Below are 13,824 nucleotides of genomic sequence, written 5' to 3' on the forward strand. Positions count from 1 at the left end.
CCGATCGCAGCCTCGCCAAGGCTCGGCAGCGGCTACACGGTGACCATACCTGTAGCCGCTGCCGAAGGCTGCGATCGCTTGCGCAGCAAGCGCGACCCAGGGCATGCGGTCCGCCTGTCGAACCGCGTGCTCGGCCTTGACGACGGCTACGGGCTGCGCCAGCGGCTACAGAGGTGAACGAAGGCGTTACAGACAGGGGCCTCCCATGAGGCCCCTGTTTTTGTTTTTCCGGCTATACCTGCAAGGTCGCTTCTGTGAGATTGTCGCGCCTCTGACTGTGCTGGAGTTGCTTGATGTCGATTCTGTTCGCCGACCACCCGTTGTTCGCCGCATTGGTGCTGATCCTGCTGGACATGCTGCTGTGGCGCTTGATCGGCGCGCGGGGCGGTTACTGGAAGCTGCTGGTGCGGGTGCTGATCTTCACCCTGTACAGCGTGCTGCTGTTCAACCAGGGCCTGAACCCGATGCAGGCGGCGCCCTGGCCGGAGGACGTGCCGCTGCACCTGGCCGCCACCGGGTTGCAGATCGGTTGGTGGCTGTTCGGCGCGCGGACCCTGACGGTGCTGCTCGGCACCCTGATGATGCAACGGGTCGGGCATACCGGGCGGCTGTTGCAGGACCTGATGGGCGCGGTGATTTTCCTGATCGCCATCATCGCCGCCATGGCCTATGTGCTGGAACTGCCGGTCAAGGGCGTGCTGGCCACCTCCGGCGCGGTGGCGATCATTGTCGGCCTGGCGCTGCAAAGCACCCTCAGCGACGTGTTCTCCGGGATCGTGCTGAACACCACCAAGCCTTATCAGCTCGATGACTGGATCTCCATCGACGGCACCGAAGGCCGGGTCACCGACATCGACTGGCGCGCCACCCGCTTGCAGACCTCCCAGGGCAGCATGGCGGTGATCCCCAACTCCCTGGCGGCCAAGGCCAAGATCATCAACTTCAGCCGTCCCGCCGATATGCACGGGCTGTCCATCAGCCTCCAGGTCAGCCCCCATGCGCGGCCGCAAACGGTGATCGAGGCGCTGGAGCGGGCCATGCTCGGTTGCCGTTTCCTGCTCCCCAAGCCGGCCCCCAGCGTGGCCCTGAAAAGCTCGGGCAACGCCGGGGTTGAGTACGAGATCAGCGGCTTCGTGGCCTCCATGAGCCAGAAGCGCGAAGTGCGCAACCAGCTGTTCGACCTGGCTTTCCGTCACTTGCAGGCGTCCGGCGTCAGCCTGCTGTCCACCGGTGAAAGCAGCGTGGCGGCCAACCTGTCGCGCCCGCGGGCGCTGCTGGACAGCTCGAGCATCTTCTCCACCCTGCGCCAGGAGGAGAAGGAAACCTTCAGCCAGAACATGACCCTGCAAACCTTCCGCGCCGGCGAGACCATCCTGCCGGCGGGCGAGGTCAGCGATCACCTGCTGATCATCGAGTCGGGGGTGGTCTCGGTCAGCCTGATCCGCGATGGCAAGCCGTTCGAAGCCGGGCGCATGGGGCCGGGCGAAGTGATAGGCGAGGCGGGCATCGCCGATCAGGCGAACGCGGCGGACTTCTCGGCCAAGACCTTCTGCACCCTCTACCGCATCGAAAACGAGTACCTCAAGCCGTGCCTGGACGCGCGGCGCGATATCAACGAGGCGATGAAAAATCTCCTGGATTTCCGCCAGCACATCGCCCAGACCCTGACCCAGGAAACCCCGCGGCCCGTGCTGAAAAAAGGCTTCATGCAGTGGCTGCGCCGCCGCGCCTGAGCATCCAGCAATGCATGGCCCATGCGCGGCCCTTGTAGGAGCGAGCTTGCTCGCGATGAGGTTCGCCCAGGCACCGCAGTAAATGGCCGCTACGCGGATCGCGAGCAAGCTCGCTCCTACAGGAGGTTTTCGTAGGGCCGGGGACATTGGTCACCTGGTCTTAGCCGGAATTGGTCATTGGTATGGACTGCACCCGGGCTTAACGTAGCGCCACATTCACTGGATCTGGAGCTACCCCCATGCAACCGCGTATCGATTTCTACACCGCTTCGCCGGACGCCCTCAAAGCCATGATCGCCCTGGAAACCGCGGTCTCGAAACTGCCCCTGGAAAAGTCGCTGATCGAGCTGGTGAAGTTGCGCGCCTCGCAGATCAACGGCTGCGCCTTCTGCGTTGACATGCACACCGCCGACGCGCGCAAGAGCGGGGAAACCGAGCGCCGCCTGTACGCGGTCTCGGTCTGGCGCGAAACGCCGTTCTTCACCGACCGCGAACGCGCCGCCCTGGCCTGGACCGAGTCGCTGACCCGGGTCAGCGAAACCCACGCCCCGGATGCCGACTACGCGCTGCTGAGCAGCCAGTTCAGCCCCAGCGAACAGGTCGACCTGAGCCTGGCGATCGCCACCATCAACAGCTGGAACCGCCTGGCCGTGGGTTTCCGCAAAATGCCCCAGGCCTGATTCACCCGGGCTCAATGGCCGTCGCTGGCGGATCGAACGGACCGCCAGCGCCGGCGTTTGGCGAGGAGGAATCAGGGCACCAGCGGAAGCAGTTGGCGCAAGCCGTGGCGAAGACTATTGTTGGCAGTCTGAATAACTGCCCGAAGAGAGCGATGCCATGAACACCAGTGATTTGCTTGAACAGTTGCTGCGCGCCGGCCAGGCCTCGATGACGCAGCAGGGTGGCGGGGCCTCGGCACCGCAGGGCGGCCTGGGAGGCCTGGGTGGCTTGCTCGGCGGCCTGTTGGGCGGGAACAGCGGCGGCGGTGCTCCGGGTGGCCTGGGTGCTGGCGGGCTGGGTGGTCTGCTGGGCGGCCTGCTGGGTGGTTCCGGCTTGGGCGGCGCGATCTCTGGCGGCGCGACTTCCGGTGGAGTCCCTCAGGGCCGCTCCGGCGGTGGCATGAACTACGCCGCGCTGGCGTCCCTGGGGATGATGGCGTTCCAGGCTTACCAGGCCTGGCAACAACAGCAGCAATCGGCGGCCCCGCAACAGGCGTTGCGCACCGTCGACCAACTGGCCGGCCCGGAAGTCGAAGAACACAGCCATGCGATCCTCCGTGCCCTGATCGCCGCGGCCAAGGCCGATGGCCGTATTGACGAGCAGGAAAAACAACTGATCAGCGCCGAGATCGGCCGTCACACCGACGACCCGCAATTGCAGCAATGGCTCGACGACGAAGTCGCGCGTCCCCTGGACGCCGCCGACGTGGCCCAGTCGGCCGCGGGCGAGCCGGGCATGGCGGCGGAAATGTACCTGGCCAGCGTGATGCTGGTGGACGACCAGCAGGACGCCGAGCGCAGTTACCTGGACGAGCTGGCGGCGGCGCTGCGGATCGACCCCGAGCTGCAACTGCACCTGGAGCAACAGGCCAAGGGCGGGGTGGCCTGACTCACAAGAACCGGCCCCCGCGGGGCCGGTTCATTGACCGTGCCGGGCGTGCCATCGACGCCCGGCAATCCCGCATCCGTATCACTCCCAATCTCAGAGTCGTTTCGACAGTGCGACCACCCAGGGCCGAGGTGGATTGTCGCAGCGCAGATTTATTCGCCATCTCCCGGTGCGGGCAGGGTGATAATGCTGGCCTGTTCATCATGCGAGCGCACCGTCGCCATGTTCGAGATCCAGCCGCAGAACCCCGAGCTTTTTCGCCAGCAGACCCGTCGTAGCACCCTGTTTATCGCCCTGATCTTCCTGTCCCTGGCCATGCTGCTGTCCAGCGCCGCGGTGCTGCTGTTCGGCACGCCTGGCGGCGACAACTTCCGCCTGAATGTCGCCGGCGTGCTGGCCGGGCTGGTGCTGAGCATGGTGCTGATGCGCGTGCGTTTCTGGTCGCAGCCGTGGATGGCCGCAGCGGTCTACGGCTGGCAGCTCAAGCGCAGCCTGATGAGCGTGACCAATGTCATGCATCACGTCACCGCCGGCGTCGAGGCCGCAGACCCGACAGCGATGAAACTGCTGCGCTTCTACCACCTGGGCCTGACCCAGATGCACCAGCTGGACGCCAACTCCAGCGCGCTGAGCCAGGTGGTGCATGAGATCGACCGGCACAAGGAACGGATGGAAGCGCTGGGCATGGACACCGAGCAGAACCGCTTGAATCCGGACTGGATCGAAGCAGTGAAGCGGATCCCGGTAAAAAAATGAGCTGAAAAGGGCGCGGCGTCCAAGGTTTTTCCCGGCCGCCTCCAAGCCCATTTCGCCATGTGACTGCTGCATGAAATCCAAGGGTTACATGCGCTGGATACATGGCAAAAAGGCAAAGAGTTATAACGTTAGATTTTATTTATATAAATGGACATAAGCATTAGCGCTATGCTGCCGCCAGTTTTTTACCTGGCCGCGGTTGATGCGTAGGGCTTATTGATGGATGTGGGTAATTTTGGTTTTGTAATCGCGGGCCTGTTGGTGGGTTTCATTGTTGGGATGACGGGGGTGGGAGGCGGTTCGCTGATGACCCCGATCCTGTTGTGGTTTGGGATCAACCCGGCGACCGCTGTGGGGACCGACCTGCTGTATGCCGCCATCACCAAGTCCGGTGGTGTGCTGGTCCATCAGAAAAACCGCAACATCGACTGGAAGATCACCGGCTGGCTGACCCTGGGCAGCGTGCCCGCGGTGTTGGCCACCTTGTGGTTCCTCAAGAGCCTGGACACCGACCCGCAAGCGCTGAACAGCGTGATCAAGCAGGCCCTGGGATTTGTGCTGCTGCTTACCGCCCTGGCGATCCTGTTCAAGAAAAAACTGCTGGCGTTTGCCCAGAAGCATGCCGGCGATCACTACCACCTGAAGGATTCCAGCCTCAACGGGCTGACGGTGGTCACCGGCGTGGTCCTCGGCACCATGGTCGCCCTGACCTCCATCGGCGCTGGCGCCCTGGGCACCGTGGCGCTGTTCATCCTGTACCCGTTCCTGGCCACCAAGCGCCTGGTCGGCACCGAAATCGCCCACGCCGTGCCGCTGACCCTGGTCGCTGGCCTGGGGCACGCGAGCATGGGCAACATGGACTGGCAACTGCTGGGCTTCCTGCTGATGGGCTCGCTGCCGGGGATCTGGCTCGGCAGCCACATGACCGGCCGCGTCTCGGACGAACTGCTGCGGCCGTTCCTGGCGGTCATGCTGTTTTCCATCGGTTACAAGCTGGCGTTCTGAACCCGTGCTGGCGGGCCGAGCCAAAAGCCTCCTGCGGGAGGCTTTTGTGTTTTTGGAGTTTGTGCAGATTGAGCCAGATCCTGGCAGACCTGCCTCCACGCCACTCTCAGCGTTGCGCCAACCAGTAATCGTGCAGCCCACGCGCCGCCTGTTCGACGCGGGCTACCGTCTGGCGATGCTGAACCAGATCCAGGTCGGCCGGCAGTTCGAAGTTGTCCTGTTCGGCGCAGGTGATGATGGCTTGCAGCTGGGCGGCCTGGGCGGCGGGCAGTTCGGGCCAGTTGCTTACGGCCATGGCGCGGATGTAGCCGAAGCACCATTCTTCCGCCAGCGTCAGCGGCTGGTCCTGATGCTCGGTCTGTTCGAAGCGCGGCTGAAAGCTCGCCGAGTCGCTCGCCAGTGCCGTGGCGAGGGCATTCAGGTGGCGCACGCTCAGCTCGATGAAGCGCTTGCACTCCTCGGGGTCCTGCCAGTCCGGGTTCTGCCCGCCCCAGATGGCCGGGAACCATTCGGCGATGTCCACCTGGGCCGGGCCGGACACCAGGGCGGTACAGAAACCGTCGAGCTCGGCCAGGTTGAGCACGGAATGGTCGTCGCCGTACTTGAGCAGGGTGTCTTCGATGAATTCGAACTCGGCGGGGCTGAGCGGCTGGTTGTGCATGGACGGCTTCCTTGGAAAAACGTGCGCCCCAGGGGCTGCGCGGAAAAAAGACGCGGAGGATGGCGCGTTCCGCGGCTTTTATCCAGCGCCGATCATCGTCGCGGAGCGAGTTGTCATGGCTGCAACGCGCTCTCGGCCGGTCCAGCGACCGGGTCCGTCAATCGACCCGGCCGCTGTTTTGCTCAGGGTTGCTTCGCCGCGCCGACCTGGTCATCCAGGGCCTTGAGCAGGGCATGGGCGACCTTCACCCGTTCGGCGTTGGGGTAGTTCTTGTTCGCCAGCAGCACCAGGCCGATGTCCTTGCCGGGCACGAACAGCACATAGGCGCCGAAGCCGTTGGTGGAGCCGGTCTTGTTCAGCAGGGTATTGGCCCGCGGCGCCTGGGGCGGGGTGAACCAGCGGGTCGGGTGCGGTTCGAAGGCCATCTGCGACGAGTTGCCGGCCAGCAGGGCGTCGAGGCTGAGCGGGTAGGGGTAGAGCTCCCAGCCCAGGCCCTGGGTCATGCCCTCGACCTGGTAATAGCCGGTGTGGGTGATGGCGATTGCCTGCGGCCAGGGCTGCGGCAGCGACTCGGGCTTGAGGTTGGCCTGGACGAAGCGCAGCAGGTCGGCGGCAGTGGTCTTCACCCCGTAGGCCTCGGCATCCAGGGCGCCGGGGCCGAGCCGCACCGGCTTGCCGTCCTTGCCGTAGCCCTGGGAGTAATTGCCCATCTGCGACTTCGGCACCTGGATATAGCTGTGCTGCAGGCCCAGTTGCGGGAACAGCTTCTGCTCCATCAATTGTTCGAAGGGCTGCCCCAGGCTTTGTGCGGCCAGGTAGCCGAACAGGCCGATGCTCGGGTTCGAGTACAGGCGCTGGGCGCCGGGGGCAAAGGCCGGTTTCCAGCCCTGGTAGTAGCCGAGCATCTTGTCCTGGCTGTCCCACTGCTCCGGGAACTGCAACGGCAGGCCGCCGGCGCTGTAGGTGCCCAGTTGCAACAGGCTGATGTGCTCGAAAGGGCTGCCTTTGAATGCCGGCAGGTAGCGGCTGGCCGGGTCGTCCAGGGACAGTTTGCCGCTGGCCTGGGCATAGGCCCCCAGGGTTGCGGTGAAGAGCTTGCTCACCGAGCCGACCTCGAACAGCGTGTCGGCGGCGACGGCTTTCTGATCCTCTTTGGAGGCCAGGCCGTAGTTAAAGTAATGGGGCTGGCCCTTGATGGTGATGGCCACCGCCATGCCGGCGATGTCCTGTTGTTGCATCAACGGGCGGATCGCCGCGTCGACCAGGGGCTTGAGCGCGCTGTCCGGCTGGCTGGCGGCCAGGCAGGCGCTGGCGCCGGAGAGCAGCAGGGAAACGGCGAAAAATCCGGATAGGGCAAGGTTTTTGTTGTGCATGATGGGCTGACATTCCATGATTTTGCAGGGTGATGGCCGCTACACTCCGAGCGGCTTTTGCCAGTGCCTGCCCTTGCAGTCAGGGGGCGGGGCGCTGCGAGCCGGCTCAATGTAGGCGGCCGGCGAAGGATCGGCAAACGACGATATTTCGCAGGAGCCATTAGAAAAACTAGGGAGTGGTCATGATTCGACCCCATCTGCCGCTGAATGCCCTGCGGGCCTTCGAGGCCTCGGCGCGGCATTTGAGTTTTACCCGCGCGGCCATCGAGCTGTGCGTGACCCAGGCGGCGGTCAGTCATCAGGTGAAAAGCCTCGAGGCCCAGCTCAACGTCACCCTGTTCAAGCGCCTGCCCCGCGGGCTGATGCTGACCAGCGAGGGCGAAACCCTGCTGCCGGTGCTGTGCGAGTGTTTCGATCGCATCGCCGAAACCCTCGGCCGCTTCGAAGGCGGGCACTACCGTGAAATGCTCAGCGTCGGCGCGGTCGGTACCTTTGCCGTCGGCTGGTTGCTGCCGCGGCTGGAGGACTTCCAGGCCCGCCACCCGTTTATCGACCTGCGCCTGTCGACCCACAACAACCGGGTCGACGTCGCGGCCGAAGGCCTGGACTACGCCATCCGTTTCGGCAGCGGTGCCTGGCATGGCACCGATGCCGTCCAGCTGCTGGAGGCGCCGCTGTCAGTGCTCTGCGTGCCGGAACTGGCGCGACAGCTGCGCAGCCCCGCCGATCTGCTCGGCCAGACCCTGCTGCGCTCCTACCGCACCGACGAATGGCCGGAATGGTTCAGCGCCGCCGGCCTGCCGGCCAGCACCCTGCCTGCGCGCAGCATCGTCTTCGACTCGTCCCTGGGCATGATGGAAGCCGCGCAGCAGGGCATAGGCGTGGCCCTGGCGCCGCCGTTGATGTTCGCCCGGCAGTTGCACGCCGGCAGCATCGTCCAGCCGTTCGCGGTGGGCATCACCACCGGCAGTTATTGGCTGACCCGCTTGCAGTCACGGGTGCAGAGCCCGGCGATGCTGGCGTTCAAGGAATGGTTGTTGGGGACCGTAGAGGAAGGCTGAATGGCTTTGGTCAACATTTGGTTGAATATTCAACTTGGTGTTGATATTTTCGCCAGATTCTTTTTCTGCGAAACCGCCATGAAAACCCCCAGCAGCCCTTTTTCCCCCGAGTGTGCCGCCGAACGCCAGTTGGTGTTCAAGGTGCTGCACAGCACCCTGAACATGCTCGGCAGCGTGGTGGGCCGGCACACCGAAATCGTCCTGCATGACCTGAGCCGGCCGGAATCCTCCATCGTCGCCATCGCCAATGGCCATGTCACCGGTCGCCGGGTCGGCAGCCCGGTGCTGGCCGGGCCGCGCGAGGACCTGGGGTTCATCGCCGTGCGTCGGGCCATGGAGGATCGCTCCGGCAGCGAGCCGGTGCTGGTGGAGAACTACCCGACCACCGCGCCCGACGGTCGCCCGTTGCGCAGCTCGACGGTGGTGTATCGCGACAGCCGCGGCCAGCCCTTCGCCACCCTGTGCACCAACGCCGACCTCAGCGGTATCGCCGCCGCCCATGCCTGCCTGGGCGAACTGCTGGGCCTGGGCGCAGCCCCCGAACCACGCCACGACGAGCCCCAGGACATGGAGCAGTTGATGGCACAAATCATTCAGCAAGCCTGCCCCGGCGGCCGGGCCTTGATGAAGAAAGCCCAGAAGCTCGAAGCCGTGCGCCAGATGCAGGACCGCGGGCTGTTCATCGTCAAGGGCGGTATCGAGAAGGCCGCCGCGGCCCTCGGCGTCACCCGCTACACCGTCTACAACTACCTGGACCAGATCCGGGCCACAGACCAAGCCAATCAACAGGAATGAAGCCGATGCAGCTCGATATCTTTCAGGTGGATGCCTTTTCCTCCACGCCTTTCGGTGGCAACCCGGCCGCGGTCTGCCCGCTGGACGCCTGGTTGCCCGACGCCACGCTGCAACGGATCGCCGAAGAGAACAACCTCTCGGAAACCGCCTACTTCGTGCGCAACGGCGAGCTGTTCGAATTGCGCTGGTTCACCCCGACCGTGGAAGTCGACCTCTGTGGCCACGCCACCCTGGCGGCGGCCTGGGTGCTGTTCGAACAGCTGAACGAACCCAGCGAACTGCTGCGCTTCAGAACCCGCAGTGGCGAGTTGCGCGTGCGTCGTGACGGCGAGCGGCTGTCCATGGACTTCCCGGCCAAGCAGCCGGCGGCCGTGGAGATTCCACCGAGCCTGCTGCAAGCCCTCGGCCTGCCGCGCGCAGAAGCCCTGTACCGCACCGACGACTATTTACTGGTGGTCGAGGACGAAGCGATCATCGCCGGTCTCAAGCCCGACTTCGCCGCCCTGGCCAAGTTCGATGTGCGCGGCATCGCTGTCACCGCGCCGGGCAAGCAGTTCGATTTCGTCTCCCGCTGGTTCGGCCCGAGCGTCGGGGTCAACGAAGACCCGGTCACCGGCTCGGCCCATACCTCCCTGGCGCCGTACTGGGCCCGGCGCCTGGGCAAAACCCGCCTGAGCGCGGAGCAGGGCGGGGCGCGCAAGGGCCAGTTGTGGTGCGAAGTGCTGGATAACGGTCGGGTGCTGATCAGCGGCCAGGGCGCGCTGTATCTGAAGGGCACGATCTTTATCTGAAGACCTGGCGTTTGCTCCGCCAGGAGCATCAGTGATCGACTCGGGTCGTGCCTGGGGCCCTCAGGATCGATCACTGCCGGGTGGACGATACCTCTGTCAGATAGCCCATGTAGCCCTGGGCGAAGTCCAGGTAGGCCCGCACGATGGCCGACGGGTGACGATGGGACGGGTAGAGCAGATTGATTTGCTGCTCCGGCAAGGGATGGTCGGGCAGCAGCGCCAGCAGCCGGCCTTCGCGGATGGCGTGTGCCGCGAGGAAGGGCGGCAGCTCCGTCACCAGGTCACCGGCCAGCGCGCGGCTGCGCAGGTGTGCATAGTCGTTGGTGGCGAGCATGGCCCTGGGCCTGAAGGCCACGTCTCCCAACTGCCAGGTCCCCGGGCTGCCCTGGCTCCAGACACCGCAAGGGTAAGCGTTCAGCGCCTCGACGCTGCTGGGTGGGCCCAGCCGCTCGATCAACCCGGGACTGGCTACCAGCAGGTGGCGATAGCTCAGCAGGCGACGGGCGACCATGGTCTCGTGGGTAATCGCACCGACCCGTAGCGCCACATCCACACCGTCTTCGATCAGGTCGATACGCCGCTCCGTGGTATGCACGCTGACCTCGACCTGCGGGTAGCGGCGTTGGAACGCCGACAGCACATCCCACCAGGGTTCGAACGCGGGCGGCAACGACAGCCGCAAGCGGCCTTTCAACAATGCCTGATCGTTGATCACCGCCTGTTCGCCCTCGACCAATGCCTCGATACCGCGGCTGGCGTGTTCGTACAGGCGTGCCCCCGAGTCGGTGAGCTTGGTGCCCCGTACCGAGCGTTCGAGCAGTTGTACCTTCAGCTGTTGCTCGAGTTCGCGAATGCGTCGGCTCAAGGTCGGCAGGGGAATCTCCAGGCGCTCGGCGGCGGCGGAAAGGCTGCCGGTCTGCGCCACGCTGACAAACATCCGGACGGCGTTGAAGTCCATGATTGCTCCTCTCATTGGTGAGAGGAAGCCTATCTTTTGCGTGGATTATCTTCCAGTTTCGATTGATGGATAGTGAAGCCACTTGCCCAGGCGGCAATGGCTTCAACCCACAACGTACTTGAGGAACTCCACCATGAAAGCTTATGTGATCGAACAGACCGGCGGCCCGGAAGTCCTGCAACTGCGGGATATCCCATCCCCCGCGCCGACGGCCGACGAAGTGCTGATCCGCGTCCGCGCCTTTGGCCTCAACCGCGCCGAAACCTATCTGCGTGCTGGCAAGATGGGCGCCATCAGTGCACCTCGGGTGCCGGGTATCGAGGCGGTAGGCGAAGTCATCCAGGACCCCTCGGGCCAGTTGCGCACTGGCCAGCGGGTGGTCACGGCTATGGGTGGCATGCAGTTCACCCGTAACGGCAGCTACGCCGAGCAGGTGACGGTGCTGCGCAACAATGTGATCGCGCTGGACGACACTTCGCTGTCCTGGGAACAGCTGGCCACGCTGCCCGAGGCGTACCTCACGGTATGGGGCGCACTGGACAAGAGCCTGGGCATCCAGAAGGGCCAGACCTTGCTGGTACGCGGCGGTACTTCATCGGTTGGCCTGGCCGCCATCACCTATGCCAAGGCTCGCGGATTGAAGGTCATCGCGACCACCCGCAACCCTGAAAACAGCCAGCGGCTCTACCAGGCAGGGGCCGATGCAGTGGTGGTCGACAACGGCGACATTGCCCCGCGTATTCGCGAAATCGCACTCGATGGGGTCGATGCCGCCCTGGAAATCGTAGGCGCGCCCACCCTGCGGGACACCCTCAAGACCCTGCGCCCCTTCGGCGCGGTGAGCGTGATCGGACTGCTCGGCGGTGCCCCCACCCTGGAACAATTCCACCTGATGCAGGACCTGCCCGCAGGCGTGCGGCTGAACTTCTTCCCGAGCGGCTTGTTCGGGACGCCGGCCTTGCCCCTGCAGGACACGCCACTACCTTGGCTGGCCAAGGAACTCGCCGCCAAGCGCATACCGTCGATCCATACCCGAACCTTCGCCTTTGACGAAGTCCGCGAGGCGCACCGCTTGATGGAAAGCGATCGCGCACTGGGCAAGCTCGTCGTGGTGCTTTGATCTCAAGGAGAACAGCATGCGTATCCCATTGATCACACTGATGCTCGGCAGCCTGTTGCTGCCCCTGACGGCCCAGGCCGCCAAGCCGGGCACCGAGGCGGGGGTGACCGCGGCGGTCACCCAGCAACTCAAACGTTATGAAACGGCGCTGAACACCTCCGACCTCGATCAGGTCATGACCCTGTATGCCGGCGATGCGGTGTTCATGCCGCAGAACAGCCTGCCGGCCGTAGGCCGTGACGCGGTACGCGCGGCGTATCGGCAGGTCTTCGACCTGATCAGGCTCGACGTGCGTTTCACCATCGATGAGATCCAACCGCTGTCACGGGACTGGGTGTTCGCCCGGACCCGTTCCAACGGAACGGTCAAGTTGCTGAAGGGCGATCAGCCTGCCAGCGCCGAAGGCAATCAGGAGGTTTTCCTGTTGCATCGAGAAAGCGATGGCCAATGGCGTTTTGCACGCTACATCTTCTCGACCATCCAGCCACGCCAGTAGATGAAGGAAGCAGAGGCGCGACGCTGTCTTGGGACCTGCCACGAGTGGATCACAGTTTTCAAGCGCGCCTCTTTTTTACAGGTCACCCGGCAGGCTAAAGGCGCTGAGTTTCTCCATCAGTGCTCCGGCCGCTGCCAGTTGTTTGCGTTCCTTATCCGTCAGGCAGGTGTTCACTGCGCTGTCCAGCCATTGATCACGTTGATCCCGGCTGGCCTGCAACACCAGCCGGCCTTTTTCGGACAGCTCTAGCCAGGTGCGGCGACGATCGCCGGTGTCCTGGGTGCGGGTAATCAGTTCACGGGCTTCCAGGTCCCGCAGCAGCGAGGCGAGGTTGGAGGAGCGCATGTTTTCCTCTTCGGCGATTTTCGAGGGCGTGGCCATGCCGTCCATCCGCTCGATTGCACTCATCACCAGCATCTGCGACCAGGTCTCGGGAGTGTTCTGCGCCTCCTGGCGCAGGCGTTTGCCCAGGCGGGTCAACTGTCCGCGAAACAACGAAATATCCATGCCGTCATACCTATGAAAAAATAGCTATGTAATTATAGCTAAATACAGTTCGCGACGATGCCCATTCCGAGTGTCGGACCGGGAACATCACGAGGGGGGATTACGATGGCTAACGATCATCCGAGATTCGCGCGGATTCTTCTCACCAACGATGACGGCATAGACGCACCAGGGCTCAAGATTCTCGAACGCATCGCGGGCCAACTGGCGCGTGAGGTCTGGGTTGTGGCGCCGTTGCTCGATCAAAGCGGCACCTCTCATTCGCTGAGCCTTCACACACCTCTGCGGCTGAGTTGCCATGGCCAAAGACGCTTTGCGGTCACCGGGACGCCGGGCGATTGCGTGGCAATGGCGTTGGGGCATCTGCTCAATCACGACCGGCCCGACCTGATTCTGTCCGGGGTCAACCGAGGCGCGAACCTGGGGGTGGAAACGGTATTTTCGGGGACGGTCGGCGGCGCCATGACGGGGTTGCTGTTTGGCGTTCCTGCCATCGCCTTGAGCCAGGCCTTTACCGACAGAAGTGCGGTGCCTTGGGATAACGCGCTCAATCATGGGCCGCAAGCCATCACGCAACTGATGGACATGAACTGGCCCGAGGATGTTTGCTTGAACGTCAACTTTCCCGACTGCGCGCCGGATGCCGTGCTTCCATTGAAACTGACGCGTCAAGGCTCGGGGCGCTTGAACGGCGTTTCCGTGCGTACGGAAAACGATCCTCGCGGGCTTGAATATCACTGGCTGAAGCTGGACAGGCACACGCAAGCCGATGAGCCAGGCACTGAGACGGCGGAGCTTCTCGCCGGGCATATCACCGTGACACCGCTGCAATTCGAGCGGACTCACGACAAGGCACTCCTCTCATTTGAACAACAGAATCGAGGCTCGCTGGTTAGGTAGCGCGGCTTTTTCAGACGGGGGGATGGCCTTCAAACAGCTTCGGGCAAGGTCGACTGCAGA

15 protein-coding genes are annotated in these 13,824 nt (G+C 64.0%); 11 read left to right on the forward strand and 4 right to left on the reverse strand.

All coding sequences use genetic code 11. The features are described 5' to 3' along the window. The first annotated feature begins 293 nt into the window (after positions 1 to 293). The 5 genes from DK261_RS03925 to DK261_RS03945 all read left to right on the forward strand — a co-directional run bounded on the left by DK261_RS03925 (position 294) and on the right by DK261_RS03945 (position 5,102). Positions 294 to 1,733, forward strand: a complete 1,440-nt coding sequence (locus DK261_RS03925) for a mechanosensitive ion channel family protein (protein ID WP_016702380.1) — start codon at positions 294 to 296, stop codon at positions 1,731 to 1,733. Positions 1,734 to 1,972: 239 nt separating this feature from the next. Next, complete coding sequence (locus DK261_RS03930) at positions 1,973 to 2,413, forward strand: carboxymuconolactone decarboxylase family protein (RefSeq protein ID WP_009049972.1); 441 nt, start codon at positions 1,973 to 1,975, stop codon at positions 2,411 to 2,413. Between the two features lie 157 nt (positions 2,414 to 2,570). Then, positions 2,571 to 3,341 carry a DUF533 domain-containing protein gene (locus DK261_RS03935; RefSeq protein WP_028682080.1) on the forward strand — a complete coding sequence of 257 codons (771 nt, stop codon included), beginning with the start codon at positions 2,571 to 2,573 and terminating at the stop codon, positions 3,339 to 3,341. 222 nt (positions 3,342 to 3,563) lie between these two features. Then, on the forward strand, positions 3,564 to 4,097 hold the full coding sequence (locus DK261_RS03940; protein WP_028682079.1) for a DUF3087 domain-containing protein: 534 nt from the start codon (positions 3,564 to 3,566) through the stop codon (positions 4,095 to 4,097). Positions 4,098 to 4,316: 219 nt separating this feature from the next. Continuing rightward, on the forward strand, positions 4,317 to 5,102 hold the full coding sequence (locus DK261_RS03945) for a sulfite exporter TauE/SafE family protein (RefSeq protein ID WP_009049969.1): 786 nt from the start codon (positions 4,317 to 4,319) through the stop codon (positions 5,100 to 5,102). Positions 5,103 to 5,208: 106 nt separating this feature from the next. Here DK261_RS03945 and DK261_RS03950 read toward each other — a convergent pair whose 3' ends face one another. Both DK261_RS03950 and ampC read right to left on the reverse strand, forming a co-directional pair. Next, complete coding sequence (locus DK261_RS03950) at positions 5,209 to 5,763, reverse strand: UPF0149 family protein (RefSeq protein WP_110175298.1); 555 nt, start codon at positions 5,761 to 5,763, stop codon at positions 5,209 to 5,211. Between the two features lie 182 nt (positions 5,764 to 5,945). Beyond that, on the reverse strand, positions 5,946 to 7,136 hold the full coding sequence (ampC, locus tag DK261_RS03955) for a class C beta-lactamase (RefSeq protein ID WP_110175299.1): 1,191 nt from the start codon (positions 7,134 to 7,136) through the stop codon (positions 5,946 to 5,948). Between the two features lie 182 nt (positions 7,137 to 7,318). Between ampC and DK261_RS03960 the strand changes: the two genes are divergently transcribed. The 3 genes from DK261_RS03960 to DK261_RS03970 all read left to right on the forward strand — a co-directional run bounded on the left by DK261_RS03960 (position 7,319) and on the right by DK261_RS03970 (position 9,783). Continuing rightward, positions 7,319 to 8,197 (forward strand): LysR family transcriptional regulator, encoded by an 879-nt coding sequence (locus DK261_RS03960; protein WP_016702374.1) that lies wholly within the window; start codon positions 7,319 to 7,321, stop codon positions 8,195 to 8,197. Between the two features lie 78 nt (positions 8,198 to 8,275). Further along, positions 8,276 to 8,992 (forward strand): transcriptional regulator, encoded by a 717-nt coding sequence (locus tag DK261_RS03965; RefSeq protein WP_110175475.1) that lies wholly within the window; start codon positions 8,276 to 8,278, stop codon positions 8,990 to 8,992. Between the two features lie 5 nt (positions 8,993 to 8,997). Continuing rightward, positions 8,998 to 9,783 carry a PhzF family phenazine biosynthesis protein gene (locus DK261_RS03970; protein WP_110175300.1) on the forward strand — a complete coding sequence of 262 codons (786 nt, stop codon included), beginning with the start codon at positions 8,998 to 9,000 and terminating at the stop codon, positions 9,781 to 9,783. 70 nt (positions 9,784 to 9,853) lie between these two features. Here the strand turns inward: DK261_RS03970 and DK261_RS03975 are convergent, their stop codons facing one another. After that, positions 9,854 to 10,741, reverse strand: a complete 888-nt coding sequence (locus tag DK261_RS03975; protein WP_110175301.1) for a LysR family transcriptional regulator — start codon at positions 10,739 to 10,741, stop codon at positions 9,854 to 9,856. A 133-nt stretch (positions 10,742 to 10,874) separates the two neighbouring features. Here DK261_RS03975 and DK261_RS03980 point away from each other — a divergent pair, with 133 nt between their 5' ends. Together DK261_RS03980 and DK261_RS03985 are read left to right on the forward strand one after the other, a co-directional pair. Further along, positions 10,875 to 11,861, forward strand: a complete 987-nt coding sequence (locus DK261_RS03980) for a zinc-binding alcohol dehydrogenase family protein (RefSeq protein WP_110175302.1) — start codon at positions 10,875 to 10,877, stop codon at positions 11,859 to 11,861. 16 nt (positions 11,862 to 11,877) lie between these two features. Beyond that, the gene (locus DK261_RS03985) at positions 11,878 to 12,357 is read left to right on the forward strand and encodes an SgcJ/EcaC family oxidoreductase (RefSeq protein ID WP_110175303.1); all 480 of its coding nucleotides are present in this window, start codon (positions 11,878 to 11,880) and stop codon (positions 12,355 to 12,357) included. Positions 12,358 to 12,432: 75 nt separating this feature from the next. On the opposite strand, the gene DK261_RS03990 is transcribed toward DK261_RS03985, so the two are convergent. Then, positions 12,433 to 12,864 carry a MarR family winged helix-turn-helix transcriptional regulator gene (locus DK261_RS03990; protein WP_009049958.1) on the reverse strand — a complete coding sequence of 144 codons (432 nt, stop codon included), beginning with the start codon at positions 12,862 to 12,864 and terminating at the stop codon, positions 12,433 to 12,435. Positions 12,865 to 12,969: 105 nt separating this feature from the next. On the opposite strand from DK261_RS03990, the gene surE reads away from it, so the two are divergent. After that, positions 12,970 to 13,764, forward strand: a complete 795-nt coding sequence (gene surE, locus DK261_RS03995) for a 5'/3'-nucleotidase SurE (RefSeq protein WP_009049957.1) — start codon at positions 12,970 to 12,972, stop codon at positions 13,762 to 13,764. Positions 13,765 to 13,824: the final 60 nt, after the last annotated feature.

This window comes from Pseudomonas sp. RW409, assembly GCF_003184125.1.
Lineage (GTDB): Bacteria > Pseudomonadota > Gammaproteobacteria > Pseudomonadales > Pseudomonadaceae > Aquipseudomonas > Aquipseudomonas chlororaphis_I.

Excerpts from the sequence above, each read along its gene's own strand:
- DK261_RS03925 (WP_016702380.1), top strand. The coding sequence starts at position 294 with ATGTCGATTCTGTTCGCCGACCACCCGTTGTTCGCCGCATTGGTGCTG.
- DK261_RS03930 (WP_009049972.1), top strand. The coding sequence starts at position 1,973 with ATGCAACCGCGTATCGATTTCTACACCGCTTCGCCGGACGCCCTCAAA.
- DK261_RS03935 (WP_028682080.1), top strand. The coding sequence starts at position 2,571 with ATGAACACCAGTGATTTGCTTGAACAGTTGCTGCGCGCCGGCCAGGCC.
- DK261_RS03940 (WP_028682079.1), top strand. The coding sequence starts at position 3,564 with ATGTTCGAGATCCAGCCGCAGAACCCCGAGCTTTTTCGCCAGCAGACC.
- DK261_RS03945 (WP_009049969.1), top strand. The coding sequence starts at position 4,317 with ATGGATGTGGGTAATTTTGGTTTTGTAATCGCGGGCCTGTTGGTGGGT.
- DK261_RS03950 (WP_110175298.1), bottom strand. The coding sequence starts at position 5,763 with ATGCACAACCAGCCGCTCAGCCCCGCCGAGTTCGAATTCATCGAAGAC.
- ampC (WP_110175299.1), bottom strand. The coding sequence starts at position 7,136 with ATGCACAACAAAAACCTTGCCCTATCCGGATTTTTCGCCGTTTCCCTG.
- DK261_RS03960 (WP_016702374.1), top strand. The coding sequence starts at position 7,319 with ATGATTCGACCCCATCTGCCGCTGAATGCCCTGCGGGCCTTCGAGGCC.
- DK261_RS03965 (WP_110175475.1), top strand. The coding sequence starts at position 8,276 with ATGAAAACCCCCAGCAGCCCTTTTTCCCCCGAGTGTGCCGCCGAACGC.
- DK261_RS03970 (WP_110175300.1), top strand. The coding sequence starts at position 8,998 with ATGCAGCTCGATATCTTTCAGGTGGATGCCTTTTCCTCCACGCCTTTC.
- DK261_RS03975 (WP_110175301.1), bottom strand. The coding sequence starts at position 10,741 with ATGGACTTCAACGCCGTCCGGATGTTTGTCAGCGTGGCGCAGACCGGC.
- DK261_RS03980 (WP_110175302.1), top strand. The coding sequence starts at position 10,875 with ATGAAAGCTTATGTGATCGAACAGACCGGCGGCCCGGAAGTCCTGCAA.
- DK261_RS03985 (WP_110175303.1), top strand. The coding sequence starts at position 11,878 with ATGCGTATCCCATTGATCACACTGATGCTCGGCAGCCTGTTGCTGCCC.
- DK261_RS03990 (WP_009049958.1), bottom strand. The coding sequence starts at position 12,864 with ATGGATATTTCGTTGTTTCGCGGACAGTTGACCCGCCTGGGCAAACGC.
- surE (WP_009049957.1), top strand. The coding sequence starts at position 12,970 with ATGGCTAACGATCATCCGAGATTCGCGCGGATTCTTCTCACCAACGAT.